Source organism: uncultured Altibacter sp., from assembly GCF_963972995.1.
In the GTDB taxonomy this organism is placed as follows: Bacteria; Bacteroidota; Bacteroidia; order Flavobacteriales; family Flavobacteriaceae; genus Altibacter.
On the sequence record NZ_CAXAXI010000005.1, the window covers coordinates 96,274 to 122,531 of the forward strand.

23 protein-coding genes are annotated in these 26,258 nt (G+C 41.0%); 18 read left to right on the forward strand and 5 right to left on the reverse strand.

The window, feature by feature from the left end:
* The first annotated feature begins 3 nt into the window (after positions 1-3).
* The 13 genes from AACZ11_RS03555 (at position 4) to AACZ11_RS03615 (ending at position 15,461) form a co-directional block, all read left to right on the forward strand.
* Complete coding sequence (locus tag AACZ11_RS03555) at positions 4-1,473, forward strand: MBOAT family protein (RefSeq protein WP_339831488.1); 1,470 nt, start codon at positions 4-6, stop codon at positions 1,471-1,473.
* A 6-nt stretch (positions 1,474-1,479) separates the two neighbouring features.
* Positions 1,480-2,931, forward strand: coding sequence for a hypothetical protein (locus AACZ11_RS03560; RefSeq protein WP_290626401.1), 1,452 nt, complete (start codon positions 1,480-1,482; stop codon positions 2,929-2,931).
* A gap of 3 nt (positions 2,932-2,934) precedes the next feature.
* Positions 2,935-4,254, forward strand: coding sequence for a flippase (locus AACZ11_RS03565; protein WP_290626403.1), 1,320 nt, complete (start codon positions 2,935-2,937; stop codon positions 4,252-4,254).
* Complete coding sequence (locus tag AACZ11_RS03570; protein ID WP_290626405.1) at positions 4,236-5,663, forward strand: hypothetical protein; 1,428 nt, start codon at positions 4,236-4,238, stop codon at positions 5,661-5,663. The genes AACZ11_RS03565 and AACZ11_RS03570 overlap by 19 nt, the downstream gene beginning before the upstream one ends.
* 16 nt (positions 5,664-5,679) lie before the next feature.
* Entirely contained in the window at positions 5,680-6,138 is a 459-nt protein-coding gene (locus AACZ11_RS03575) for a hypothetical protein (protein WP_290626407.1), read from the forward strand.
* 156 nt (positions 6,139-6,294) lie between these two features.
* Positions 6,295-7,479 (forward strand): hypothetical protein, encoded by a 1,185-nt coding sequence (locus AACZ11_RS03580; protein ID WP_290626409.1) that lies wholly within the window; start codon positions 6,295-6,297, stop codon positions 7,477-7,479.
* A complete protein-coding gene (locus AACZ11_RS03585; protein ID WP_290626411.1) occupies positions 7,457-8,722 on the forward strand; it encodes an O-antigen ligase family protein in 1,266 nt (421 codons plus the stop codon). Before AACZ11_RS03580 ends, AACZ11_RS03585 begins: the two co-directional genes overlap by 23 nt.
* The gene (locus tag AACZ11_RS03590; RefSeq protein ID WP_290626417.1) at positions 8,700-9,857 is read left to right on the forward strand and encodes a glycosyltransferase family 4 protein; all 1,158 of its coding nucleotides are present in this window, start codon (positions 8,700-8,702) and stop codon (positions 9,855-9,857) included. The genes AACZ11_RS03585 and AACZ11_RS03590 overlap by 23 nt, the downstream gene beginning before the upstream one ends.
* A complete protein-coding gene (locus tag AACZ11_RS03595; protein WP_290626419.1) occupies positions 9,838-10,569 on the forward strand; it encodes a WecB/TagA/CpsF family glycosyltransferase in 732 nt (243 codons plus the stop codon). Before AACZ11_RS03590 ends, AACZ11_RS03595 begins: the two co-directional genes overlap by 20 nt.
* Positions 10,566-11,807: a hypothetical protein gene (locus AACZ11_RS03600; protein WP_290626421.1), complete on the forward strand. Its 1,242-nt coding sequence runs from the start codon at positions 10,566-10,568 to the stop codon at positions 11,805-11,807. Before AACZ11_RS03595 ends, AACZ11_RS03600 begins: the two co-directional genes overlap by 4 nt.
* A complete protein-coding gene (locus AACZ11_RS03605; RefSeq protein ID WP_290626423.1) occupies positions 11,804-13,117 on the forward strand; it encodes a UDP-glucose/GDP-mannose dehydrogenase family protein in 1,314 nt (437 codons plus the stop codon). The genes AACZ11_RS03600 and AACZ11_RS03605 overlap by 4 nt, the downstream gene beginning before the upstream one ends.
* Complete coding sequence (locus AACZ11_RS03610) at positions 13,114-14,103, forward strand: UDP-glucuronic acid decarboxylase family protein (RefSeq protein ID WP_290626426.1); 990 nt, start codon at positions 13,114-13,116, stop codon at positions 14,101-14,103. The genes AACZ11_RS03605 and AACZ11_RS03610 overlap by 4 nt, the downstream gene beginning before the upstream one ends.
* Before the next feature lie 2 nt (positions 14,104-14,105).
* On the forward strand, positions 14,106-15,461 hold the full coding sequence (locus tag AACZ11_RS03615; RefSeq protein WP_290626430.1) for an exopolysaccharide biosynthesis polyprenyl glycosylphosphotransferase: 1,356 nt from the start codon (positions 14,106-14,108) through the stop codon (positions 15,459-15,461).
* Here AACZ11_RS03615 and AACZ11_RS03620 read toward each other — a convergent pair.
* From AACZ11_RS03620 to AACZ11_RS03630, 3 genes are read right to left on the reverse strand one after another with little or no spacing between them, the layout of a single operon-like run.
* A complete protein-coding gene (locus AACZ11_RS03620) occupies positions 15,458-16,624 on the reverse strand; it encodes a glycosyltransferase family 4 protein (protein WP_290626434.1) in 1,167 nt (388 codons plus the stop codon). The two genes, AACZ11_RS03615 and AACZ11_RS03620, sit on opposite strands and share 4 nt — an antisense overlap.
* On the reverse strand, positions 16,614-17,708 hold the full coding sequence (gene wecB, locus AACZ11_RS03625; protein WP_290626436.1) for a UDP-N-acetylglucosamine 2-epimerase (non-hydrolyzing): 1,095 nt from the start codon (positions 17,706-17,708) through the stop codon (positions 16,614-16,616). Before wecB ends, AACZ11_RS03620 begins: the two co-directional genes overlap by 11 nt.
* A 52-nt stretch (positions 17,709-17,760) precedes the next feature.
* A complete protein-coding gene (locus AACZ11_RS03630) occupies positions 17,761-19,071 on the reverse strand; it encodes a phenylacetate--CoA ligase family protein (RefSeq protein ID WP_290626438.1) in 1,311 nt (436 codons plus the stop codon).
* Positions 19,072-19,240: 169 nt separating this feature from the next.
* On the opposite strand from AACZ11_RS03630, the gene purD reads away from it, so the two are divergent.
* A complete protein-coding gene (gene purD, locus AACZ11_RS03635; RefSeq protein ID WP_290626440.1) occupies positions 19,241-20,515 on the forward strand; it encodes a phosphoribosylamine--glycine ligase in 1,275 nt (424 codons plus the stop codon).
* Here the strand turns inward: purD and AACZ11_RS03640 are convergent.
* Positions 20,507-20,740: a uracil phosphoribosyltransferase gene (locus AACZ11_RS03640; protein ID WP_290626443.1), complete on the reverse strand. Its 234-nt coding sequence runs from the start codon at positions 20,738-20,740 to the stop codon at positions 20,507-20,509. The genes purD and AACZ11_RS03640 overlap by 9 nt on opposite strands.
* 39 nt (positions 20,741-20,779) lie before the next feature.
* Between AACZ11_RS03640 and AACZ11_RS03645 the strand changes: the two genes are divergently transcribed.
* The 3 genes from AACZ11_RS03645 to AACZ11_RS03655 all read left to right on the forward strand — a co-directional run bounded on the left by AACZ11_RS03645 (position 20,780) and on the right by AACZ11_RS03655 (position 23,517).
* On the forward strand, positions 20,780-21,703 hold the full coding sequence (locus AACZ11_RS03645; RefSeq protein WP_290626445.1) for a DUF6427 family protein: 924 nt from the start codon (positions 20,780-20,782) through the stop codon (positions 21,701-21,703).
* Between the two features lie 148 nt (positions 21,704-21,851).
* The gene (locus AACZ11_RS03650) at positions 21,852-22,460 is read left to right on the forward strand and encodes a DUF4254 domain-containing protein (protein ID WP_290626447.1); all 609 of its coding nucleotides are present in this window, start codon (positions 21,852-21,854) and stop codon (positions 22,458-22,460) included.
* Between the two features lie 25 nt (positions 22,461-22,485).
* Positions 22,486-23,517 carry a glycosyltransferase family 9 protein gene (locus tag AACZ11_RS03655; RefSeq protein ID WP_290626448.1) on the forward strand — a complete coding sequence of 344 codons (1,032 nt, stop codon included), beginning with the start codon at positions 22,486-22,488 and terminating at the stop codon, positions 23,515-23,517.
* Positions 23,518-23,567: 50 nt separating this feature from the next.
* Here AACZ11_RS03655 and AACZ11_RS03660 read toward each other — a convergent pair whose 3' ends face one another.
* Positions 23,568-24,617, reverse strand: coding sequence for a ferredoxin--NADP reductase (locus AACZ11_RS03660; RefSeq protein ID WP_290626450.1), 1,050 nt, complete (start codon positions 24,615-24,617; stop codon positions 23,568-23,570).
* A 243-nt stretch (positions 24,618-24,860) separates the two neighbouring features.
* Here AACZ11_RS03660 and AACZ11_RS03665 point away from each other — a divergent pair.
* Positions 24,861-26,258: tetratricopeptide repeat protein (locus AACZ11_RS03665; RefSeq protein ID WP_290626452.1), on the forward strand; the 1,398-nt coding region annotated here is incomplete at its 3' end.

Consider the following 26,258-nt stretch of genomic DNA (forward strand, 5'->3'; position numbering starts at 1 on the left):
CCTATGCTATTTAACTCCTTAGATTTTGCGCTCTTCTTCCCGGTTGTGTTTTTGCTGTATTGGGCATTCGCAAAACATCTAACACTTCGCAACACATTTCTTTTAGCGGCCAGCTATTTTTTCTACGGTTGGTGGGACTGGCGATTCTTGTTCTTAATCGCGTTTAGTTCGCTAGTAGATTTTTTCGTTGGAAAATACCTTTACAAAGCTACGGGAAGCGCAAAGCGTAAACTTTTACTTTGGACCAGTATTTCAGTAAATATAGGTCTGTTGGCCTATTTCAAATATGCTAATTTCTTTATTGAATCTTTTGTAGATTCATTCAGGTTATTTGGCCAAGAGTTGGAAGTTGCACCGCTACAGATCATTCTTCCAGTGGGGATTAGCTTCTACACCTTTCAAACGCTTAGCTACACCATAGATATTTACAAGCGCAAATTAGAGCCTACCCATAACGCTTTAGCTTTCTTTACGTTCGTGGCGTTTTTTCCACAGTTGGTTGCCGGACCTATTGAAAGAGCATCGCATCTCCTGCCACAATTCTTTAAAACCTATCATTTTAACTATAAACATGTAAAATCGGGCTTGTTGTTGATGGCATTCGGTCTGTTCAAGAAAATGGTGATCGCAGACCGTGCAGCGATCTTAGTGAATCAAGTATATGGTGACCCCGGAAGCTATGACGGATATCAACTTGTTGTGGCTACTTTCTTTTTTGCAGTACAGATCTATTGTGATTTTTCAGGTTATAGTGATATTGCCATTGGGATCGCACGCACCATGGGATTCGATCTCATGAAGAATTTCGACAGTCCGTATTTCTCAAAATCCATTACCGAGTTTTGGCGTCGCTGGCATATTTCCCTATCTACCTGGTTTCGGGATTATGTGTACATACCATTGGGAGGCAGCCGGGGAGGAAAGTACAAGACCTATGCCAACTTATTCATCGTTTTCCTAGTGAGTGGCCTATGGCATGGTGCAGCGTTCACCTTTGTAATTTGGGGCGCTATACACGGAGTGATCATCGTGCTTGAGAAAGCATTTACAAAACAAAGAGAGGATATAAAGAAGAACTTTCAGAAACTAAAATTAAGTAAGTTGTACGCCCTAGGATCCTTACTAATAACTTTTTTTATTGTTTGTGTCGCGTGGGTATTTTTTAGAGCCGAAAGTCTGCGAGAGGCAGGTCTGATTCTGAAAAACAGTCTTGATCTAAATTATGGGAAACTCTTCCATGGGGGACTAGGCACCATGGGGTTGGCTGAAGCAGAAATCTATTTATTAGTAGTTTTTATTGTACTGTTGGTACTCTTTGAACTTAGCCATAGAAAGATACCAATGGCACGTTATGTTTCGCACCGACCTATTTATATGCGCTGGAGCTTATACATTGTGGTTGTATTTACCCTGCTAGTGTTCGGTATTTATGGAGACGATCAAGTATCAGAGTTTATTTATTTTCAATTTTAACCGCCCATGAAACAGCTGCTCTTAAAGTCTATACTTTTCACGATCATCGTTTTGGTGCTCTTGTTTGGCGTCATGGATCGGCTGTTCCTTACCAATACGCATTTTAATAGAACAATGCGTGAATTGAATCGCTATGAGGCAGATGAAGTAGATATTTTTTTCTGCGGAAGTTCGCATGTATTCACGGCATTCAATCCGGAAATTATCGATAAAGAGTTACATCTAAACAGTATGAATCTGGGAAGCGGCGCTCAGAATCTTGAAACCACCGCGTTCTTAATAAATGAGATCTTAGAGGACTACAACCCGAAATTAATTGTGCTAGATGTGTTTCCGGGGAACAATTACCACCTCAATGCGCCTACGGCCAAAGGTTTTCAATTGGAAGTTTTTGATAATCTGGAAAACAGTGTGAAAAAACTGAAGTATTTAAGGTCGTTATATTCCGTTCGTGAGTTTCCCAGTGTGTTAAGTCCAACGATTCGAAATCACAAGGACTGGAATGATAGGATTTTTGGGAAGTTTGACTTTATTAAAGAGAATGATGTTTATAATAGAGGTTTTTGGAATAACAATGAAGTTCGACTAAAAGACTCAGATAAACAACATTACAAAAACTTTAATTCTACACGCTATAGTTATGATACAATTAGAAGATCTATACCAAAAAAAGTCAAGGATATTATAATTAAGATCGATTCTATTATAAAGAAGCACAATAAAAATTTAATGTTCGTTTCCACTCCTTATTTAGACTGGTATAAGGATCCCAATGGCAATTATTATGAGTTTACCACGGCAATTCAAAGAATGAGCGATAGTTTGGACGTTCCTTATTTAAATTTCAATAAGCAATATGATTCTTTACCGTTGGATTTTTCAGACTTCAAGGATGTGGCCCATGTTAATGCCATTGGGGCAGAAAAGGTCTCTCAATTCTTCGCGGGTTACATTAGGGAGAAAGATTTTCTACTAAAGAAACGTCAAAAGGATAGTTTGTGGATTGAAGAACAAAGTGAGAACTTCGAATATGTATTAAAAACACCTAAGCTTTTGGATAGATTGCCCGGGACAAAAGTTATGTATACCGCGTGGGACAGCCTGCAGGTTAAAAAGTTTTATATCCATTCAAAGCCCTCGAATATGTCAAAAATTATATTAGAGCTTAAAAGCCCTTTACAAACAACAGGGGAGGAATATATAATTCAGTTTCACGGCAAACCTATTGAAGCTCAAAAACAATTTATATCGAGTGAAGCAAAATCAAAAGGTCGAGATCGAAACATTTGGTATGGACGACCTAAGGCTATACGAGTAAAGGAGCGTTTTTTTCTCGTCTTTGAAATACCTGCTACCCAAATAACAGCCTATGAAACCATCCTGTTGTATTTTCAAGATGCGAAGACCTTAGATGTGGTTCAACCGCCACTTATTATTGGATCCATTTCAACCCTGTAACTGATGCTAAGCAACCTTTCCTTTTTAAACCAACGTTACGCCAAGTACTTCAAAAATACGGCATGGCTTCTTATGGAAAAGGGTTTGCGAATTCTGGATGCCTTCTTTATTGGGATATGGTTGGCAAGATACTTAGGTCCCGAGCAGTTTGGTATTTTAAGCTATGCCGAGTCCATGGTATATTTGTTCACAGCCGTTGCAGCCATGGGGCTAGACCAAATAGTGGTTCGAGAGTTGGTCAAGGATGCACCCAAGCAGAATGAGATTCTTGGAACCACCTTCGTTCTACGAATTATAGGTTTTGCTATAATGCTGGTGTTATTATGGGGCACGTTACAGTTACTCAACAATGATACGCTTACTAATAGCATTGTACTTATTATTGCTTGTTCGGTATTTTTTAAAAGCTTCAGCGGGATCGACTATTATTTCCAAAGTAAGATACATAGCAAATATGTGGTTATCACAAACAGTATTGCTGTGGGGGTGGCGGCGGTGGCTAAAGTATCACTTATCATAACACAGGCCGACCTTATAAACTTTGCCTATGTGTATGTAGGTGAAGCTGTTTTGATAGCATTAGGATTGCTTTTAAGCTATTCTTATAAAAAGCTTTCGGCGCTTAAATGGAAGTTCAGTTTGAGGATGTCCGGTTATTTGCTGCGAAAGAGCTGGTTTTTGATCATTGGAGCCATTGCTGCGGCGTTGTACTTTAAGATAGATCAGGTCATGATTAAGGAGATCTTGGACGAAAGAGCCGTTGGCTTGTATAGTGTAGCTGTAAAACTAAGCAGTATTTGGCTGTTTGTAACGGTAGCCATCACTCAGTCGGTGTTTCCCACGTTGGTAGCCCTTCGAAAACGAAGTAGAAAGGAATTTTTAGAACGTTTGCAGCAATTATATGACCTTTTAATGAAAATTGCCATCGTTGTTTCAGTATTGTATACGATATTTGCAAACTTTATCGTGACCTTTCTTTTTGGTAATGAGTACGCTGAAAGTGTTGAGGTCGTGATAATTTATATTTGGTCGATAGTCTTTGTGTTTTTAAGTAATGGTTCTTGGAGCTATTATTTGAATGAGAATTTGGAGAAATTTGCGAGCCTTAGACTTATCATTGGTGCCGTTATTAATATTGCGCTTAATATCTATTTTATTGAATTATACGGTCTCACCGGGGCAGCTTATGCAACCTTGATCTCGTATTCGATATCCGGGTATTTTGTAAATTATTTATTTAAGAGTACACGAGCGAATTTTTATTTACAAACCTATTCGCTCTTACATTTTTTCAACATTAGAACATGGATAAAGCCATTTTAGAAAGTGAATTAAAGGTGAAGGATTTAAAGACGGTGGGCTTTTCAATTGATAAAGTATGCCAACTGTTCTTCTATGAAGACCGTGTTTTTCGTGCGATCAATACACCTTATGAAGCGCAGGTCCAGGAGATGTTCTCCTGCGGAATGATACAGGAGCTTATTGACAAGAATCTTCTAATCAATTCATGGATCACAGATGTTAAGATCGAAGGTTTTAATCTGGTTGTAGAGCATCAACGGGTGTCCTTCTGGAATTACCCATACGAATGGTCGTTCTCAATGCTTAAGGATGCTGCAAATACGGTGTTGACCATTTCAGAAATAGCGCAATCCTATAACTTCGAACTTTTCGATGTACACTCCCATAACGTGGTATTCGATATGGGGACGCCAAAGTTTATCGACCTCGGAAGCTTTTTCAGAAAAGATCCCAATGACGGGAAATCATGGACGGGCTACCTTAGCTTCTATAATGCGTTCTACATTCCTACTTACCTTTATACCAAAGGGTACTCAGACCTGCCACAGAGCATTCAATTATTTCACGGCTATTATAACGAAAAGGATTTTTTCAACCTTCGGTTTAAATACGCTACATTTTTTGGATCGTGGCTATCGAATCTAGTGTTCAAATTCTATTTTAATGCGAGAAAACTTGCCAACGCGAGACACTTTCGGGTGGTAGAAAAGTTTGGCAAACATAAGTACAGCCAATACATTCTTTTCTTCAAGAACAATTTTCAGAATATTTTCAGCATAAAGAAAGCGCGTCGCTTGATGAAAGGATTAAAGAACAGCAAGTTCGATTCTTATTGGATGAATTATCACAACGAAATAGATCCAGCCACAAATAAACGGTTTCAACGCATTACCGAACTTTTTAACACGGATCTCAAAGATGCTAAAAGCCTGATAGAATTGGCTTCCAACCAAGGAAAATTTGCAAACCATTTATTGGCAAATTCACAAATCGATAAAGTGATAGCCACCGATTATGATAAGAACGCAGTAGATGCGATTTACAAAAATAATAAAGGGTCTGATAACGTCTTACCACTCGTATACGACTTTGTGCGTCCAAACGGTCGCATTACCGATACACGAATTCAAGACCGAATCAAAGCAGATGTGGTCATGGCATTGGCTGTAACACACCATCTTATCTTGACACAAGAGATAGGTTTAAAACATATCTTCAGCATCCTTGAATCTTTATCCGATACCTATGTTGTTGTAGAGTTTATGCCATTGGGTCTATATGCCGGTGACCTTAAGACCACACCTCCCGTTCCCGATTTTTATACCTTAGCATGGTTTAAAGAGGCTTTTTCGGCACATTTTGATTATCATTTGGACGAAGAATTAGAGATCAACAGACATTTGTTTATCGGAAAGGTTAAAAAAAGCTAATCCTTATATTCGCATTATGAAGTATTCTTTGCTTTTCCTTTTAGGTCTGTTTGTTTCCTGCCAAGAAGGAAAGCCCTACGATACTTCTTTATATACCATCGAGGAATACAATAAGGATACCCAAGAGTATAACCTTATTCAACATCCCTACATTTTTGAAGAAGCAGGCGTAAGGCTGGAATCGCTTTCCTATAGCAGGCGAGACTCGGTGATCACCTTAAAGGCCGTCTATCAAGGAAATATAGAACGCTATCGGGATGGATGCTTTCTGTTTTTTCATGCATATCCCAAAAAAGGGGGCAACCATTTGGTAAATATGGATCTTAAAAATGTTCCCGGAAAAGATAAACTAGTGTTTATGCGTGAAGTGAAGCTTGAACAGTTTAGCTTTGAGGAGGTTCGACTTGGGATTGTATGTGACACTATGGAAGGACGGCTATTTAAACTTAACTTTTTTGACGTCGCATTTCAATAATACTAAATAATACAAGTGAAATTCTTATTTATAGTAGTAACATTCTTGTGTTTGACATTGTTCAGACCGCTTCTACTGTTCACATACCCCATACTTGTTTTTTTATTTTTTTTGCTGCTGAGGTTACGGCTCAACAAAACGGTAGGGCTGGCGTGTTTGGCGATTATCGTGGCAGGAACTATTTCCATGATCATCGAAGGATTCTTTGTATACAACCTCGTCTTCTCCCTCTATTTGATCATTACTACGCTGTTATTTGCTACTGCTAAACCTGTTCAGCGAGACCGGTTTCAGGACAAGGCCTATTTCAACTCCTTTATTAAGATCTTTTCCTATTTTCTGGTAGTTGTCAATATTTCGGCAGCGATCTACGCTGTTCTAGTTTTGGCAACGGCAGATTATCCCGAAGACGTATTTACCGGATTATACGGTAAGGGGGGGTTTGGTTCTCATAGTCTTTCGGTCATTAATTTTTTGATGGCGACCTACTATTTCTTCGAAAAGAAATATAAAAATTTTGCATTTTTCTTTGTTTGTGGGATCCTTGGGTTTTACGGGCAGGGTCTCTTTATATATGTAATAGCCTTTGGATTGGTTATTTTGCCCTATTTACTGAAGAATGTAGCTACAACACTCAAGATCGTATTTATTGCCGTAAGTTTCTTCTCGGTAGTCTATCTCATTAATCCGGCGAATTTTAAGTACATACGAGTTAATATTGCCTACGCCGAACTCATTTTTGAAGAATACGACTACGAATATGAGATCGAAAAGATGAAGGATCATCGTCGAACCTACATTCCCCGTTACATCACTTTTCTTGACGGATCCAGGCGCTTGTTCTTTAGTGATGCAAAAGTCTTCTTTCTTGGCACATCTCCCGGCACCTATAATAGCAGGGTGGCATTTTATCTCAACGGAGACTTTATTCAGAATAAGACCTATAAAAAGTTGTTTAATTATCAAACCGAATATCATCACGATTATGTACTGCCAATTTTGAACAGAAAGTATTTGGCCAATACAATGTGGAATGACGGTACAAGAAATCAACCGTTCTCGTCACTAGTCTCTGTACTACTGGAATACGGATTCATATTTGGATCCATCATCCTTTTCTTGTTCTTCTCGAGCATACGTAGGGTGAGAAAGGCGACCTCTAGACGGGAAAGTTCTAATTTTGTGAAATTTATCTTCTATTACTGTCTTATCTTATTCCTGTTTCAGTATTATTTGGAGGTGATAGAGATTGTATTTCCTATGCTGCTTATGGTAAAGCTTATAGAAGTGGATTTACTAAATGCTAAAAGTAACCAAGATGCACCAACTCTTGAATCGTAAGATATGGGGGTTATTGCTGATCCTCTTCGCCTTTGTGCTGCCGTTTGGGCCGGCAATTCCCAATATAGTAGTGGGACTGTTAGGCGTGTTCTGGTTGCTTCATTTGGTGCGAGGAAAGCTTGTGGTATCTAAAGAGCGAATAGGGATCATCCTTATTTTCACCGGCTATTTCTTATGGTATCTACTTACTTTTTTCTATTCTGAAAATGTAGATTTTTTTCAACGGAAACTTACCATGCAAGGATTTTTACTGTTCTTCCCGGTGCTTTTCTTTACCATGCCTTACAGACTACCGAAGAAGACTGTTTACATAACATTGCTGGGGTTTAGCACTTCTGTAGCTGTCTTGATCTTTCTTTCGTTTCTAAAGCAACTTCCCCTTTACTTCGAAGGGCCCGACTCGGGATTACAAGCGCTCGTTGGAAATAATTTATCTACTGCACTTATTAGCATTCAATACCTTTCGCTGTCGCTCTATGCTTCATTTGCTGTCATCGCATGTAGTTATATTCTTTTTGTGGATACATCTTTTAGATTAAAGAGAAAGTATAAGGTAATTATGATACTCCTCATCATCTTTTTGTCAGGGGCATTGGTGATTTTAGGAGGTCGTACCTCAATCTTTGTTACAGCACTTTTCCTCTTTGCTTTTGCGCTATATTCTGCCGTAAAACATCGTAATTATGTAGTTCCAACTTTGATTATTGCTGCAGTTGTCTCGGGATGCGCACTATTTCTATCAAACAGTGAAACCTTCGAAGAACGCTGGACCGAAGTGTATAATTTTGAAAATGAAGAAAACCCTTCAGATAGCTATTGGGGAGGTACGGGAATGCGCCTTCTAATTTGGGATTGTGCTATAAAGGTGATATCGAATGACCCTATGTTAGGAGTAGGAGTAGGTGACGAGATCGACCAACTTACGCTTTGTTACAAGGTATACATGAGAAATCAGTTATTGGTGGCAGGAAAGACCTTCCATGCCCACAATATCTTTTTACAGGCTGCTGTTAGGGCCGGGCTATTGGGTCTGTTCTTGTTTCTTCTTTTTGTAATTTATACGTCATGGATGGCAAAACGTAAGAAAAATTATTTGTATCTTATTTTTATAGCAACCTTTGTAGCCTCCGGGATGACCGAATCTTTTTTGCAGGTTAACGCAGGAGTTTTATTTTTGGCGTTCTTTAGCGCATTTATTTATACTAATAATACAGAGGCACTTGCGGATTCTTCAGATACATAATACATACCATTTCGATGGCGGCGAGGACACGGTCGTTGAGAATGAATATACGCTGTTAACGTCCCACGGGGTGGAAGTAGAACGTCTATTTTTCGACAACACCTCCGTCAATCCGTTGCAACTTATATACAACGCATCTTCGGCAAAAACCCTTCAGAAGAAATTAGCGCTTTTTAAACCGGACCTTATTCATGTACATAATCTCTTCTACAAAGCGACTCCAAGTATTCTGTATGAAGCGAAGCGACACGGGATTCCGGTGGTAATGACATTGCATAACTATCGGTTGGTATGTCCAAATGCCATGTTCTTGAGAGACCACAAAGTGTGCGTAAAATGTAAAAACAAGACATTTCCTTTTCCCGCCATTCAGCATAAATGCTTTAAAGATTCCTATCTAAAATCTGCAACACTCTCGGCTTCATTGTTTGCACACAACGTTTTTGGAACCTGGGGGAATACGGTAGATAAATTTATTGTGCTTACGCCCTTTGCCAAAAAGATGATTACAAGTTCGGCACTGCGGGTAGATCCTGCTAAAATTGCCGTAAAACCCAATAGCACTAAGGGTACATCGCATGCCCTTATACCACCCGAATTAAGGAATGGATACGTGTTTGTGGGCCGTCTTTCAGAAGAAAAGGGAATAGAGACCCTTATAGATGCCTTTAATGAACTTCCTCATCTAAAACTGTTCATTTTAGGGACGGGAGAACTGGAAACTAAGCTTAAAGCGCGTGCTAATGATACCATTGAGTTTATGGGACAGCAGCCGACTTCTGTGGTAAGTGAAAAAGTAAGAAACGCTAAGGCTTTGCTCTTCACCTCAATAATCTATGAAGGATTGCCAAATACAATTATTGAGGCGTTTTCTGCCGGAACTCCTGTAATTGCTTCCAATATAGACAACATCAATAGTATCGTGGAAGACGGAGTGAACGGACAGCTTTTTCAGGTTTCCAATGCTGAAGACCTTCGAAAGACGATACAATATTTCGACCAAAACAACGCTTTGAAATACTACGAGAACGCCCGAAGTACATTTGAAGCAAACTATACTCACGAGAAAAATTACACTTCTTTGATGCAGATCTATAAAGAAGTAATAACGACCCATGAAGCGGAAAATAATTAGATCATACATCAATCAAGGAAGTCTTGCGGAACAAACACCAAACCTCTTGGCGCTCGCTACATCGCACACGCCAAGCTATGTTTGTCTTACCAACGTACACATGCTTATTGAAGGCTATGATGACCCGGATTTTCAATATGTGGTGAATTCGGCGACCTATGCTTTTCCCGACGGAACTCCGGTAGCTAAAATGTTCAAGTTGCTATATAGCGTTTCTCAAGAGCGTATTGCCGGAATGGACCTTTTTCCATACTTGTTGCAAAAATGCAACGAAGAATCCCTGAGGGTTGCGTTTGTAGGTGCTACTCCGGAGGTACTGAACGCACTTCAAGAAAAAGTAAGGAATGAATACAAGAACATTGAAATTACGTTTGCCGTCTCTCCTCCATTTAATGAGGCTTGGGATAACGATACGTATATTGAAAGGATAAACGCTGCGAACACGCATATGGTATTTGTAGCTTTGGGGTGTCCTAAACAAGAACGGTGGATGTTTGAACACAGTGAAAAGATTAATGCAACGCTCTATGGTGTTGGGGGTGCTTTCCCCGTTTTTGTAGGGGTGATCAAACGAGCACCGCTGTGGATGCAAAAAAGTGGACTGGAGTGGCTGTACCGACTTATCATGGAGCCCAAAAGAATGTTTAGAAGGTATCTCTACACTAACACGAAATTTTTTTACCTTGCCTTACGGCAAATCCTTAAAAAATGACCCTACCTTCTATCGATGACAAGCGTATAAAAGTGCTCTATTATCTTTTTCTTGCGACTTTGATCATCTTCTTGTTTGGGGATATATTAAGAAAATTAGCATTAAACTCACACGACGATTTTGTTCGGTATACGGCTATCTCAAAAGGGCTTGTTTTAGCTTGCTATGGTGGAGTTCTGGCTTATTTTTTCAGAATTTATAGAAAAGAGCAACGGAGTAGGTATTTACTTTATGCCATATCAATCTTGATCTTTTCCTTCTTACTGTCTCAGGCAGTTATCAACGACACGAGTGAATACCTGTATCGTATTCGTGAAAATTTGGTATATCTGTCCAGGTTCTTGTTCTTACCTATTACATTTTTAATATTCTCTCCCTTGTTGAAGAGTGAGGATAAAGTCAACAAGTTGTTTCGATTTTTTGAAATTCTCTTTTTCATAAACTGTGGTCTTATGGTGTTAGGTGCCATTTTCGATGTGCATGTGTTTCGAACGTATATTAGCTTTAAGCGCTACGGCTACATGGGGATCTATAACTCGAACAATCAGGCGAGTTTCTATTTTATGTTTATGATTGTTGTGTACTATTACAAAACGTTCTTTTTAACCTACAAACCCTATAAGTTAATAATAGCGGTAGCTTGTTCGTTGTTGCTTGGAACCAAGAAAATGTATTTTTTCTTTCCCTTGCTTTTGGCGTTCGACTTCTTTTATTTTAAACGATATGTACAAAAGTGGTTTTGGGTTGGTTTGGCGGGGATCATTATTATCGGGATTGCTTTTTATAAGGCTATCGGGCGTTTTATAACTGAAAAGTTCAAAGTATTGGTAGATATTTACCACGAACAGGGCTTGATCACAAGCATAACCAGCACCCGAAATATCGAACTGGCGAATACGATCTCCGAAGTCATCGTTCCAAAATGGAGTTTTTTGAACTACCTGGTGGGAGGCTCAGAATTCTATAACCACCGACCTGAAATGGAGTTTTTTGACATTTATTTCTTTTTTGGGATAGTAGGTATATGTATTTTTGCGTGGCTTTTAAAAGATGTGATGCGGTTTTTAAATGCCGGCATTTTTTTAATTGGTATGCTGATTATCTATCTAATAGCAGGCTTTTTTGCCAGTGGATTTATTATAAGTGCGAATCAGCCCATCATTTTTTTACTAACATTTGCTTTTATTGGATTTTTAAAAGAAAATGCTAGCAAAGTAACAAGAGAAACAAGCGAATGAAGATAGCAGTAATTGGAACAGGATATGTGGGTTTAGTGACAGGAACGTGTTTGGCCGAAACAGGCAACGAGGTTATTTGCGTAGATATTGACCAAGAAAAGGTAGCCCAAATGCGGGCCGGGGTGGTTCCTATTTATGAACCCCACTTGGATGTTCTTTTTGAACGGAACATCAAAGCGAATAGGCTGCGTTTTAGCACTTCTTTAGCTGAAGGCCTAGAGCATGGTGATATCATCTTTCTAGCGCTTCCTACACCCGAAGGAGATGATGGATCGGCAGATCTTAAGTATGTTTTGAATGTTTCCGAAGAAATTGGCACCCTTATAAATGAATACAAGGTAATTGTAGACAAGAGCACCGTACCGGTAGGGACTGCCGACAAGGTAAGGGACGTCATTGCGAAACGAGCAAGCTGTGATTTCGATGTGGTCTCTAATCCGGAGTTCTTGCGCGAAGGCTTTGCTGTGGACGATTTTTTGAAGCCGGAACGGATCATTATTGGGTCCAGTAGTGAACGTGCCACCAAATTAATGCAAAAACTCTACAGCCCGTTTGTTCGTTCAGGGAACCCCATAATTGTTATGGATGAGAAATCGGCAGAACTTACCAAATACGCAGCCAATGCGTTTCTTGCCACCAAGATCACCTTCATGAACGAGATCGCAAATTACTGTGAAAAGGTAGGGGCCGATGTAGATCAAATACGAGCGGGAATTGGAGCCGATAGTCGTATTGGAAAACGGTTTTTATTTCCCGGAATCGGCTATGGAGGGTCTTGTTTTCCTAAAGATGTAAAGGCACTTCAAAAAGCGGGAAAAGATGAAGCGTATGACTTCAAGATCCTAAATGCCGTGATTGAAGTGAACGCCAAACAGAAGACAATCTTAGTTCCGCACATTTTATCCTACTTTAATAACGATTTGAAAGGAAAGCGAATTGCGATCTGGGGACTTGCTTTCAAGCCTGAAACCGATGATGTTCGCGAAGCTCCCTCTATCGATATCATGAGAGCACTACTCGATAAAGGTGCGCAACTAACTGTGTTCGATCCTGAAGCGATGCCCAATATAAAAAAACAGTTTGGTGATGCACTTACGTATGCAGATTCAATGTACGAAGCCCTCGATAATGCCGAGGCTTTGGTGATTTGTACCGAGTGGAGCATTTTTAGAACACCAAATTATAAGGAGTTGAAGCAACGATTGAGCCATCCGGTCATCTTTGATGGTAGAAACCTCTACAATGTAAACGATATGGAATCAGAAGGGTTCACCTATATATCCATTGGCAGGAAAGCAATACATCAATGAAGAAAAGAGTTTTAATTACAGGAGCAGCAGGATTTCTTGGATCTCATTTATGCGATAAATTCCTCGAAGAAGGATATCAGGTCGTCGCAATGGATAACCTTATTACCGGAGACCTTAAAAATATCGAGCACCTTTTCAAGCTGGAGGATTTTGAATTCTATCATCACGATGTAACCAAGTTTGTGCATGTTCCGGGGCACGTGGATTACATCCTACATTTTGCATCGCCTGCCAGTCCCATCGATTATTTAAAGATTCCCATCCAAACCTTAAAAGTGGGTTCTTTGGGTACTCACAATCTTTTAGGATTGGCGAAAGAGAAGAACGCACGCATCCTTATCGCTTCTACTTCGGAAGTATACGGAGATCCTCTGGTACATCCGCAAACCGAAGATTACTATGGCAATGTAAACACCATTGGACCTCGTGGGGTTTACGATGAAGCAAAAAGATTTCAGGAATCGATCACCATGGCGTATCACCGTTTTCACGGACTGGAAACAAGGATCGCCCGAATATTCAATACCTACGGTCCCCGAATGCGGCTCAACGATGGACGAGTTATTCCTGCATTTATAGGGCAAGCTTTACGCGGAGAGGATCTTACCGTTTTTGGAGATGGGAGCCAGACACGATCGTTCTGTTACGTTGATGACCAAGTGGAAGGGCTTTACCGTTTGCTTTTAAGCGATTATAGTCTGCCTGTTAATATTGGAAATCCACATGAGATCAGCATCCTTGATTTTGCTAACGAAATTCTGAAACTTACCGCTTCAGAACAAAAGATCGTTTATAAAGAACTTCCCCAAGATGACCCCTTACAGCGCCAGCCGGATATAAGTAGGGCAAAAGAGATCCTGCAATGGGAACCAAAAGTCACTCGTGAACAAGGGATGAAAAAAACATTCGATTATTTCAAGAGCCTTTCTAAAGAAGAATTGTTCAAAAGCGAACACAAGGATTTTTCAAAGCACATTAGGCAATAGCGATGTTATTTAAAAGAGGAAGATATTCAGGATTTCTGCGACCCATCTCATACGGGATCGACTTGGCCATAATTCATATCTTGGCATATCAATTCTTCGGGTATTCTATTCCGTACATTAAGTATGTACTGCTTGTGAGTGCTGCGTGGATCATTCTGTCACTGAAATCCAATTTCTACGAAATATACCGTTTTACGCATGTAACCAAGATCATGTCGTTGGTTGGAAAACAAGGAGTAGTCTTTTTCTTAATTGTTTTTTCCTTTTTTGGCTTTTATAAAGATATTGACAACCGCTCTATTGATATCTTAAAATACGTGGCATTGGTCATGTTTTTGATCTCCATTGTGAAGCTGACCATCTACTACCTTCTCAAAAAATATCGATTGTTATTGGGAGGAAATTCAAGAAAGGTAGTGATCATAGGTCTTAACCAGAAGACCGACCAGCTTCGCAAATTCTTCAACGATAACCCTTCGTATGGATATAAACTAAAGCATACCTTCGATTTGCACGGTCCCGAGAAAACGACCATTGAAGATTGTTTCGATTATATTATTGAGAACAAGATCGAAGAGATCTACTCTTCCGTAGCACAAATAAGCAACCGAGACCTCATTAAACTCATCGATTTTGCCGATAATAACCTGCGTATTCTTAAATTCCTTCCCGATAATAAAGAAATATACAGCAAGAAGCTTGATTTTAGTTACTACGGCTTTCTACCCATCTTATCCCTTCGGAAGATCCCAATGGACGAGCCTTTCAATAAGTTCATAAAACGTAGCTTCGATATCCTGTTGTCGTTAATTGTTATTGTAGGAATTCTTTCGTGGCTTACCCCTATTCTGGGATTGATCATTAAACTGGAGTCTAAAGGTCCTGTCTTTTTTAAACAACGCCGAAACGGTCTGGACTATCAAGAATTCTACTGCTATAAATTCCGATCTATGAAACCCAATCCGTTGGCACATATCCATCAGGTGCGAAAGGGGGATGAGCGAATTACGCGTGTGGGGAGAATTATTAGAAAGACCAGTATTGATGAGTTGCCACAGTTTATAAACGTGCTGAAGGGAGACATGTCTGTGGTTGGGCCTAGACCGCACATGGTAAGTCATACCCACATGTATGCCGAGCGTATCGATAAGTTTATGGTACGTCACTTCATTAAACCGGGAATCACAGGTCTGGCGCAGGTAAGTGGGTACCGCGGGGAAGTGGAAAGCGATAACGATATCATTAACCGTGTAAAGTATGATATTTTCTATCTTGAGAACTGGTCAATGTTCTTAGACCTAAAAGTTGTCTTTCAAACTATCTATAATGCCTTGCGGGGTGAAGAAAAGGCCTATTAGACTATTTCGATCGTATGAATTAGTGCTTCAATTTGCTTGTCAAATCTGAAATTGTTTACAACAGATTTCTGAACCTCTCTTTTGGGGTGCTTTTGAAGGACTTCAGCCGAAAGTGAATCTATAAAAGACTGAAGCTCCTGAATATTATTCACTGGAATCACCCAGCCTAATTCATGTTCCAGCACTAGAGCACCACCCTCACCCCCTGCAAAATAAAGTACCGGCAGTCCTAGGCGTGTATATTCGAATATCTTTGAAGGAACCGACCCGTAGATGCGGTTGGTCAAGGGGATGAACGCCAGATCGTACGAAGATATTTCTTGATGCAGCACTGCTCTTGATACCTCTCCATGATAGATCACCTGATGGGATGTTAAGCTTTTAATCCTGTTGACCTCAGGACCGGAACCATACATATGAAATGTGACGTGTTCCGGAAATGTAATTTTTTCACAAATAGCCGCAACGCCTTGCGCTAAACCGAGTAGTCCGGCATATACGATAGTTATAGTACTTTCGCCATTTTTTTCTGAAACATCCGGCACAGGGAAATCGGGGATGTTCCTGTACAGAAAGCGCTTCGATTTTGGATCTATTACAGATACGTGTTGCAAGATCTCTTCAGATTGACCTAGAATCAAATGAGCTTTACGATAGCAAAATCGTTCCATCTTTTCCAGGGTTGAATAGTAGAACCCCTTTTGAATCAATCTCATTTCAAGACCTGCCAGCGGCCAAAGGTCTGATACGTTCAAAATAATTCGTTTTTTGAAGCACCATGACCAAAATACAGCCGTGAAGCCTACAAACACGGGGGAATATTGAATGATAATTTTTTTCGGAAGCGTCTTCAAAATAAAGAATACTTTCAAGCTCGTGGCAAAGGAGAGCATGGACAACAATCGAACCACTTTATTACTTGAATTACTTGGCCATACCCACAGGCGGTGGATCACCATTCCTTCCATTTCAGTTTTTTGATATAGCTTTCCTCGAAAGCCTTCAAAAATGGATCCCGTAGGGTAATTAGGGAATGGACAAACCACTTGCACGCAGTACCCCGCGCTTTTTAGCGCATTTGCCAGCGACTCCATTCTATTAGCCGCAGCTCCTTTTTCCGGCGGAAAATAGTTCGTGACAAGTAAGATGTTTTTAGTGGCCATAATATTTCAAGATATGCGCTACAATGCGTTGTGCGGCTTTACCATCCCACTTTTCAATGGGCTGTGTTTGCTTCCAGTGGTCGGCTTTCAAGGTGCTAAATGCCTTGTCTATAGCATCGGGATCGGTACCTACTAACATATTGGTCCCTTGTGTAATTGTTTCAGGACGTTCCGTGCTGTCTCTAAAGGTTAGGCATGGTACGTTGAGAATAGAAGCTTCTTCGGTGATCCCTCCGGAATCGGTAAGTACGGCTTTGGCGTGTTTTACTAAATAAATAAAATGCAGATACCCTTGCGGTTCGATACAGTGCAAATTATCAAATGAAACGGAAGCGTCCTGTATTAATTTTTGAGTTCGGGGATGCACAGGAAAAATCACAGGCGCACCGTTGGTGTTCTTTAGAATATGGGATAGAAGGGAAGTAAACGCCTCCAGAGCATCCACATTGGAAGGTCGATGTAACGTGAGGACGTAGTATTCTTTAACATCTAAAGCCATATGGTCCCAAAACAAGGGCTTTTTGATGCGATGTAGATTATTCTTCAAGGTGTCTATCATGACATTCCCCACAAAATGGATGTGGTCCCTAGGGATGCCTATACTTTGTAAATGTTCACTTGCTTGTCGAGAAGTAGTAAAGAAATAATCGGAGATACTGTCTGTAACAATGCGATTGATCTCTTCCGGCATGGTTCGATCCCCGCTCCGGATCCCGGCCTCCACATGCGCTACTTTCACATGCGCTTTTTTTGCCACCAAGGTACAGGCCATCGTTGAAGTAACGTCACCTACCACCAGGACAAGATCGGTTGGATTTTCTTGTAGTTCTTGTTCAAACCCCACCATGATACCACCGGTTTGTTCTGCCTGAGTCCCACTGTGTACCTCGAGATTTCGATGAGGTTTAGGAATATTCAAGTCCTCAAAGAAGGTCGCGCTAAGGTTAGAATCGTAATGCTGTCCTGTGTGGACCAATCGATATGAGATAGGCGCCCCTTTTTCTTGCTGTTTTTCGATCTCATGAATAATGGGAGCGATCTTCATAAAATTGGGACGTGCACCGGCGACAATCGTAATTCTCATTGAGGTCTCTGTTGGTTATTGGTTCAAAAATAAGAAATAAGCACAGCTGTGACTATTTCAGTAAGGTATTAAATTGTTTCAGTTTACCCCGGCTGCTTCGGTCAAGTACCGAAACACGTTCAAACTCCAAGGTAAGCTGCGGAGCTACGTATTCGTATAATGCATTCTTGATAGTGTCGATCTCTTTATCGCTTAATGGTCTTTCAGAAACATAAATTATTCTAAAGGTGGAAGGTTTGGTCTGTTCTACTACAAACTCTTTTACATTTCCATGGTCCTCTATCACACTTTTAGTGACATAGTAAAAGGTTAGTCCGGGGATGGTCTTTCCGCCGGGCAGCACCGCCACATCATTCGTTCGGCCAATGAGTTGCTGCAGAACAGGGGTTTTTAGCGTGCTTTCTGGAGCTAATACGCCGGTGTCTCCTATATCATAGCGAATCATGGGGTGTGCACGGTTATATAGAGAAGTGATAATAATTCGCCCTGCCGTGCCATGAGGGACAGGCCGATTGTTGGGGTCTACAATCTCTACAAACAGGGAAGCGCTATTCACTAAAAACGTGTTGTCTATACCGGTAAAAGCGATGAGGTCCAATTCACTGGCACCATATTCATTAATGACAGGAACACCAAAAACGCGCTGTAAAAGTACTTTGTCTTCATCGAAAAGCATTTCGCTGGTTACGATACAGTGACACAGCGACGGACAAACATCTTTGAGGAGGATTCCTTTTTTCTGAAGGAATTTAGCAAACAACACCAAGGAACTGGTGTAGCCGTTGATATAATCGAATTTTTTTCTTCGGAAGGTTTCCAGGAATCCTTCTAGTTTCGCATCCGAAAGGTCAAAGATTGGAAAACGATAGCGGCGGCTTAACCAATCTTTTAAGCGCTCTTTGCGATATCCTTTTCGGTCTAAGGGAATTCCGTAAAAACGCGCTTCCAAAGAATGTGAATACACGATACCGTGTCCCTTATACCTGTCCATGATTATGGCCCAGGTGAGGGCATGAGAAAAGCGGTCTTTCGCGAAAATAAAGGGATGCCCGCTCGAACCGGAAGTCTTGTTGACATACACATTCTTGGCTGTAAAACCACGTGATAAACGTCCGGCAAGTGGTTGTTGTAAATCCTTTTTAGAAAGAATAGGAATGCTGTTCCAATCTGTAAAAGGTTGGGATCCGGCGAACTCCCGGTACCATGAGTTTTCGCGTTGATGATAGGCAACGATATCGGCTTGTAAGCGTGACACATAATCCGGGTAATCGTCCTTGGAGATTTCTTGGATCTTCGCCAATCGCTTTTTAGCTTCCGCAATGGGAAAACCTTTTAACCGTAACGTAAGTTCGAAAAGATTCAATCAAAAAGAATATTAATAGCTCAAGGTAATGAAACTCTATATCGAAAAAAAGACATCTACTTATTTTTATAAACCTAAAAGGAAACAGGTGCTTCGAAAAGCACAGTTCCACCATGGTTAACGTATAAAAATCCCGTATTTTTGATACCGAATTAAACGGCTTGATAACATGAATATATTAGTACTTGGTTCCGGCGGAAGAGAACATACCTTTGCTTATAAGCTCGCGCAAAGCGATCGATGTGATTCACTTTACGTCGCCCCGGGAAATGCCGGAACGGCCGAAATTGCGACCAACGTGTCCATTTCTGTAACCGATTTCAATGCCATTAAAGAGTGTGTCCTTAAAAACGATATACACATGGTGGTCGTGGGCCCCGAGGATCCTTTGGTACATGGAATAGCTGACTATTTTTCGGAAACCGAAGAATTAAAAAATGTGATGCTTATCGGACCCTCAAAACGTGGAGCCTTGCTTGAAGGCAGTAAGGAACGCGCCAAAGAGTTCATGTTACAACATTCCATTCCCACAGCTGCCTACGCCAGCTTTACGAAGGAATCATTAAATGCAGGAAAAGCTTTCCTGGATACCTTAAAACCGCCCTACGTTCTAAAGGCAGATGGCTTGGCTGCCGGAAAAGGCGTGTTGATCTTACAAGATATTAAGGATGCCAAGCAGGAACTGGAGAATATGTTAGCACACCAAAAGTTTGGTGATGCGAGTAATACGGTGGTGATCGAAGAATTTCTGGACGGGATCGAACTGTCGGTTTTTGTACTAACCGATGGTGAAGACTATAAGATCCTCCCAACGGCCAAAGATTACAAACGTATTGGAGAAGGAGATAAAGGCCTCAACACCGGAGGTATGGGAGCGATTTCACCGGTACCATTTGCAGACACAACCTTGATGAACAAGATTGAAGAGCGTATCGTAAAACCTACGGTCATGGGCTTGAAAGAAGAGAAAATAGATTACAAAGGGTTTGTCTTTATCGGACTCATTAAAGTAGGCGATGAACCTTATGTGATCGAATACAATGTGCGTATGGGAGATCCGGAAACCGAAGTGGTTTTGCCACGAATCAAGACCGATCTGGTTGATCTGCTCGAAGCTGCCTACCGCAAGGAGTTAAACAATATTGCATTGGAAGTAGATCTTCGTGCAGCGACTACAGTAATGGTGGTTTCGGGAGGCTATCCCGAAGCCTACGAAAAGGGGAAGGAGATCTCAGGCATCTCTTCTGTCGAAGATTCAATAGTTTTTCATGCGGGAACAACGTTGAAGGACGGAGCTGTGGTGACCAATGGAGGTAGGGTGATCGCTGTAACTTCTTTAGATAGTGATTTCAGAAAAGCACTAAAAAAATCCTACCAAAACATAGCAAAACTATCTTTTGACAGGATGTATTATCGAACCGATATCGGTTTTGATCTATCCTAAATACGAATGAGACGTAGAACTTTTATCTTCCTCATCATTGTCATTGAATTTCTTCAATTGACCCATCCAGTAGATAAAGGCAACAACGCCAATTAGCATCAACAACCAACTCATAATGTTAGCAACCCACCAACTATCAACACCTAAACGCAAGGCATCGTAAGGTAAAAACAAAACATCTTCAGCAAATGATTGTATTCCTTCAAAAAACCCTTTCCAAGTCATATCTTTATATTTATAACGCAAAAGTATAAATTACCCTTCATGCTTACAAGCTTTTTTGGCAAATCTAATCCGGTGAATTATTTATTGCTTGCAATCTTTATATTCTTAGGATTCTTAGTGACCTTACTTCATGGGCTTCCGGAAGTGTTTAGCTGGTCTTTTGCGATGCGATCAGTAGTAGCGATCATCCTATGTATTTTTTCCATGTTGCTTGTGGACTTTATTATTCGGAAAAACGGTCTCACCCGCTCCAACACGTATGGTATTCTCTTCTTCAGTTGTTTTTTAGTGATGTTTCCTGCGGTTTTTTCTGAAGTGGACATCCTTCTCGCCAATGTTTTTTTGCTACTCGGCACCCGAAGGATATTAAGCTTAAAATCTGAAAAGAACACCGAAAAGAAAGTACTGGATGCAACCCTCTGGATCACCATTGCAGCCTTTTTCTATTTTTATGCCATTCTTTTCTTTGCTGTTTTGGTAATTGCCATCCTGCGGAAAAAACATACCACTTATAAACATACGCTAATTCCGCTGGTCGGGTTTTTTGGTGTCTTTGTAGTGGTGACCGCCTACAAGTACTTATCTGAAGATTCTTTTGATTGGTACTTCTCTTGGCGTAAAGGCATAAGTCTCGATTTTTCTAAGTACAATTCGGCTGCTATTTTAATTCCTACAACCGTACTGCTTACCCTCATGGTGTGGACAGGTGTTCATCGAGTCCTCTCTTTTTCTTCAGTATCTAAAAAAGAACGTCCCAACTACTTGCTCATGGTGTTTATGGCCGGAATAGCCATGGTCATGGCGCTTGCGAGTCCGGTAAAGACCGGCGCTGAGGTGTTGTTTTTATTAGCGCCCTCGGCCATAATTATTACTAATTACATTGAAAACCTAAAAGAGTTTTGGTTCAAGGAACTGCTTGTAGCTTTAACGATTCTACTTCCTATTGTATTAGTATTCTTATAAGTAAATAGCAGTCTCAATTCCCGTACTTTCACAAAATATGATACCTTTGTGAGCGGATCGGTATGTCCCATCTTTGTGGAAATACATAACTTGGTTTTAGACGCCAACAGATCCTTTTTTTAGTGTAAAAAATATAGAAAGCTTAGATATGTTTAGTGAAAAAGCCAATAAAATCTTTTCTGAAGTGATCACAACGTATCATGTTGTGAATACCGTAGATCAACCATTTTCTAACCCTTATAGTGAGAACAGCCATTTGTTGGAGCATTTATTATACCGAAAGTGTTGGATCGATACGGTGCAATGGCATTATGAAGATATTATTCGTGATCCCAATATTGATCCCATAGCAGCCTTGAAACTGAAGCGATTGATCGATGCCTCCAACCAAGATCGTACCGATATGGTAGAATATATCGACAGTTACTTTTTGGAAAAATACAAGGATGTTTCGGTGCAGGAAGATGCGCGCATCAACACCGAAAGTCCGGCATGGGGTGTTGACAGGCTATCTATTTTGGCATTGAAGATCTATCACATGAATGAAGAGGCTACTAGAAACTCTGCTTCCGAAGCACATAGAGCAGCGTGTCAAACAAAACTCAATGTCCTTTTAGAACAACGTGTAGACTTGAGCACTGCCATCGATCAATTATTGGACGATATTGCCCACGGAAGAAAATACATGAAGGTGTACAAGCAAATGAAGATGTACAACGACGACGAGCTTAACCCGGTATTACGGGGAGAAAAATAAATCTGTATTGTTTCCAAACACAACCATGTCAAAACCCAAGCACATACTAGTCATTAGACTTTCTGCCATGGGGGATGTGGCCATGACCGTTCCTGTACTGCGAACGTTTGCCCAGACGTATCCTACGATAGCGCTAACCGTACTTACACGCCCATTCTACCAGCCTTTTTTTGAGGATATCCCAAATTTAAATGTATTGGAGGCCGATGTTTATGGAAAGCATAAAGGTCTAGGGCTCTTTCATCTCGCACGCGAAGCAAAAAGCAAAGGCATTGATGCAGTAGCCGATTTGCACAATGTGATACGTTCAAAAATGATCACCAAATACTTATGGGCGATGGGGGTTAGAACGGTCACTATACATAAAGGTCGTGCCGAAAAGAAAAAACTGATCAAAGCAGCAGGGCCGGAACTAACGCCCCTTAAAAGCACTCATCAACGGTATGCCGATGTGTTCGCGAAACTTGGATACCCTTTAGATCTTAAAACGCACACCTTCCCAAAGCGTAAACCGCTGTCCTCCCGATTGCTTGACATTATGGGGGAACACGCACAAAAAGCCATAGGCATAGCGCCCTTTGCTGCGTACAAAAGTAAGATGTATCCCTTCGAGCTCATGAAGGAAGTTGTCAAACAACTGGATGCGAGTGCAAACTATCGCATCTTTTTGTTCGGGGGCGGTAAAGAAGAGATCGAGGATCTTAACACCTTAGCACTCTTATTTCCCAACGTCACGAATGTGGCAGGCAAATTGACCATTGAGGAGGAGTTGGCCCTTATTTCTAATTTAGACCTTATGCTTTCCATGGACAGTAGCAACGGTCATTTAGCTGCCATGTACGGGATACCCGTGATCACCTTGTGGGGCGTCACGCATCCGTATGCGGGATTTGTTCCTTTTCAGCAGCCGGAAACGAATCAATTGACAGCAGATCGCTCCCAGTATCCATTGATCCCTACGTCTGTCTACGGAAATAAATATCCTTCAGAATATGAAAATGCCATGGAGACAATTGCTCCTGAAAGCATTGTGACTAAAATCAAAGCGTTGCTTTAAACCGTAAAACCAACTTCAGAAAAGACGTCTTTTTAAAACAGCAATCTTTGTTACACATCATCGTAATCTACCACCAAAGTAGGAGTAGAAGGATGTGCCTGACACGTTAGGATGAGTCCTTCGGCGATCTCACTGTCTGTTAAGATCTGGTTCTTGCGCATTTCGGCCTTTCCTTCCACAATGCGGGCAATACAGGTGCTGCAAATCCCTCCTTGGCAACTGTAAGGGGCATCGATCTTCTGGTCTAGCACTGCTTCCAACACCGACTTCTTTTGAGGCATTACAAAGGTTTGCGTTTCATCGTCTACGGTAACGGTCAAAGTCGTATTGCCATCATGGCTTTCAAGCAATAATCCTTTCTCGGCTGTGGAGAAAAGTTCCGTACGAATTTGTTTTTCGTTTACACCGTGTTCTTTTAATACTGCCGATACAGCATCGATCATAGGCTCGGGACCACACAAATAGAAGGTTTCAAAGTTTCGGTCTTTGAACTTGTTCTTTAAAATGAAATTCACGGTGGAACGGTCGATCCGTCCAAACATGGCATTCTCTTCTTGCTTCCTGCTGTATAGAAATACTAGAAAGAATCGTTCGGGGTATTGTTTCTGAAGGGATAACAACTCACTGTGGAACATCGTCTCACCTACTGTTTGGTTTCCATAGACAAGGACAAAAGTGCTTTCGGGTTCTTCATGCATCGCGGTTCGTATGATGGAAAGCACCGGCGTGATCCCGCTACCGGCCGCAAAAGCCGCATAGTGATGTTGCGCTTGTGGCTTAGGGGTAAGAACGAACTTCCCTTCAGGAGGCATCACCTCCAAAACGTCACCTACTTTCAGCTGTGTATTCGCATATACCGAAAAGGCGCCATTTTCCACTCTTTTTATTCCCACCGTAAGCGTATCATTACCCGGCACACTGCAAATTGAATATGCCCGTCGTAATTCCGTTCCGTTCGCCATATGTTTTATGGTAATGTATTGTCCGGACTCAAACTGAAAAGTTTCCTTTAGATGGTCAGGAATCGCAAAAGTGACGGCCACAGAATTAGGGGTTTGCGGTTTAATTTCTGAAACACGTAACGAATAAAAGGAACTCATAGAAATTTTTTTGGCAAAAGTACTAAAACTCGCTATTAGGAAACAGGTTTAGAGCGATAAAATAGGTGCCAATGCGGTGTAGCCATAAACACCTCCATACATTCCGAAGCACTGATTCTAATTGATTTTTTAGCTGAATCTCCATGAGATATTAAAAAGAAACGTATTTTTACGCTTCCGCTGCGTTTTTACATACTAAAACCGAAGCTTTTAAGTTACAGTATCATATAAACTGAAAGTATTTTGAAAGGGAAGTATACCATTACACTTATTTTGCTGGCTGTGGTTGTGCTAACAGCTTGTTCCAGAAAGAAAAACACCTTTATGAGCCGCAATTTTCATGCGGTGACCGCCGAATATAACACCTTATACAATGGAGAGTTAGCGTTTGAGAACGGGAAAGAGCAACTTGCCCTTACCTATCGCGACAATTTTTGGGAGATCCTTCCCGTGGAGCGTATCCAGCTCGATGAAGAATCCATGTTGCCGGGGGATTCTAAGAATCCCGATTTTAATCGCGCCGAGGAGAAATCGGCTAAGGCCATTCAAAAACATGCTATCTATATCGATGGTAAGGAATACAATCCGCAAATCGATGAAGCCTATATGTTACTGGGGAAATCGCGGTACTACGATCAGCGATTCGTTCCGGCACTGGACGCGTTTAATTTTATTCTGAATAAATATCCAACGAGCAATAACATCAATCGCGCAAAGGTATGGAAGGCTAAGACAAACATTCGTTTAAAGAACGAGGACGTTGCCCTGGAAGAGCTTCAGGACATGTTCAAGAACGCCGAACTAGACGATGCGGAACTCGCAGATGGTGCTGCCATCATGGCGCAGGCATACATCAACTTAGATTCTATAGAAGAAGCTGTTCCATATATTAAAATGGCTTCAGAATACGTACAGGACAATGAGTTAAAGGGCCGTTATGCGTATATAAAAGGGCAATTGTACAATCGACTAGGTCAAAAGGATAGTGCGAACATGGCTTTTGATGAGGTGATCGAGCTCAACCGTAAATCACCAAGAGCCTATATGATCAATGCGTACATTGCGAAGGCAAAGAATTTTAACTACGACAAAGAAGACCGAATCGCTTTGCTTGAGTTACTGCAAGACCTTGAGAAGAATCGTGAGAATCGCCCGTTCCTAGACAAGATCTATAATCAGATGGGGGAATATTACCGAAGTACCAAGAATATCGATACGGCCGTGATGTTCTACAACAGGTCGATCAAGAACTTCAAGGAAGACCGTGTGCTTCAGTCTGTGAACTACCAAACCTTGGCAGAGATCAATTTTGATGCTGCCGAATATAAGAACGCAGGAGCTTATTACGACAGTACACTTACCTTTTTGGAAGAAAACACACGTCCGTGGCGTCGTGTGAAGAAGAAACGGGAGAATTTGGACGATGTAATCAAATACGAGGACATCGCAACTACCAATGATAGCATCCTACAGCTTGCTACCATGACAGAGGCCCAGCAACTGGCTTATTTCACGGAGTATACGAGAAAACTAAAAGAACAAGCTATAGCCGATTCTATTGCCAATGTACAACAGGAAAAGCGAATCGCAAATAAGGAATTTTATAAGAAACAAGGAAAAGCCACCGGGAACAATCCGCAA

What these genes read in the sequence shown, in the direction of transcription:
- AACZ11_RS03555 (WP_339831488.1), top strand. Translation starts at nt 4, where the DNA reads ATGCTATTTAACTCCTTAGATTTTGCGCTCTTCTTCCCGGTTGTGTTT.
- AACZ11_RS03560 (WP_290626401.1), top strand. Translation starts at nt 1,480, where the DNA reads ATGAAACAGCTGCTCTTAAAGTCTATACTTTTCACGATCATCGTTTTG.
- AACZ11_RS03565 (WP_290626403.1), top strand. Translation starts at nt 2,935, where the DNA reads ATGCTAAGCAACCTTTCCTTTTTAAACCAACGTTACGCCAAGTACTTC.
- AACZ11_RS03570 (WP_290626405.1), top strand. Translation starts at nt 4,236, where the DNA reads ATGGATAAAGCCATTTTAGAAAGTGAATTAAAGGTGAAGGATTTAAAG.
- AACZ11_RS03575 (WP_290626407.1), top strand. Translation starts at nt 5,680, where the DNA reads ATGAAGTATTCTTTGCTTTTCCTTTTAGGTCTGTTTGTTTCCTGCCAA.
- AACZ11_RS03585 (WP_290626411.1), top strand. Translation starts at nt 7,457, where the DNA reads ATGCACCAACTCTTGAATCGTAAGATATGGGGGTTATTGCTGATCCTC.
- AACZ11_RS03595 (WP_290626419.1), top strand. Translation starts at nt 9,838, where the DNA reads ATGAAGCGGAAAATAATTAGATCATACATCAATCAAGGAAGTCTTGCG.
- AACZ11_RS03600 (WP_290626421.1), top strand. Translation starts at nt 10,566, where the DNA reads ATGACCCTACCTTCTATCGATGACAAGCGTATAAAAGTGCTCTATTAT.
- AACZ11_RS03605 (WP_290626423.1), top strand. Translation starts at nt 11,804, where the DNA reads ATGAAGATAGCAGTAATTGGAACAGGATATGTGGGTTTAGTGACAGGA.
- AACZ11_RS03610 (WP_290626426.1), top strand. Translation starts at nt 13,114, where the DNA reads ATGAAGAAAAGAGTTTTAATTACAGGAGCAGCAGGATTTCTTGGATCT.
- AACZ11_RS03615 (WP_290626430.1), top strand. Translation starts at nt 14,106, where the DNA reads ATGTTATTTAAAAGAGGAAGATATTCAGGATTTCTGCGACCCATCTCA.
- AACZ11_RS03620 (WP_290626434.1), bottom strand. Translation starts at nt 16,624, where the DNA reads ATGGCCACTAAAAACATCTTACTTGTCACGAACTATTTTCCGCCGGAA.
- wecB (WP_290626436.1), bottom strand. Translation starts at nt 17,708, where the DNA reads ATGAGAATTACGATTGTCGCCGGTGCACGTCCCAATTTTATGAAGATC.
- purD (WP_290626440.1), top strand. Translation starts at nt 19,241, where the DNA reads ATGAATATATTAGTACTTGGTTCCGGCGGAAGAGAACATACCTTTGCT.
- AACZ11_RS03640 (WP_290626443.1), bottom strand. Translation starts at nt 20,740, where the DNA reads ATGACTTGGAAAGGGTTTTTTGAAGGAATACAATCATTTGCTGAAGAT.
- AACZ11_RS03645 (WP_290626445.1), top strand. Translation starts at nt 20,780, where the DNA reads ATGCTTACAAGCTTTTTTGGCAAATCTAATCCGGTGAATTATTTATTG.
- AACZ11_RS03650 (WP_290626447.1), top strand. Translation starts at nt 21,852, where the DNA reads ATGTTTAGTGAAAAAGCCAATAAAATCTTTTCTGAAGTGATCACAACG.
- AACZ11_RS03655 (WP_290626448.1), top strand. Translation starts at nt 22,486, where the DNA reads ATGTCAAAACCCAAGCACATACTAGTCATTAGACTTTCTGCCATGGGG.
- AACZ11_RS03660 (WP_290626450.1), bottom strand. Translation starts at nt 24,617, where the DNA reads ATGAGTTCCTTTTATTCGTTACGTGTTTCAGAAATTAAACCGCAAACC.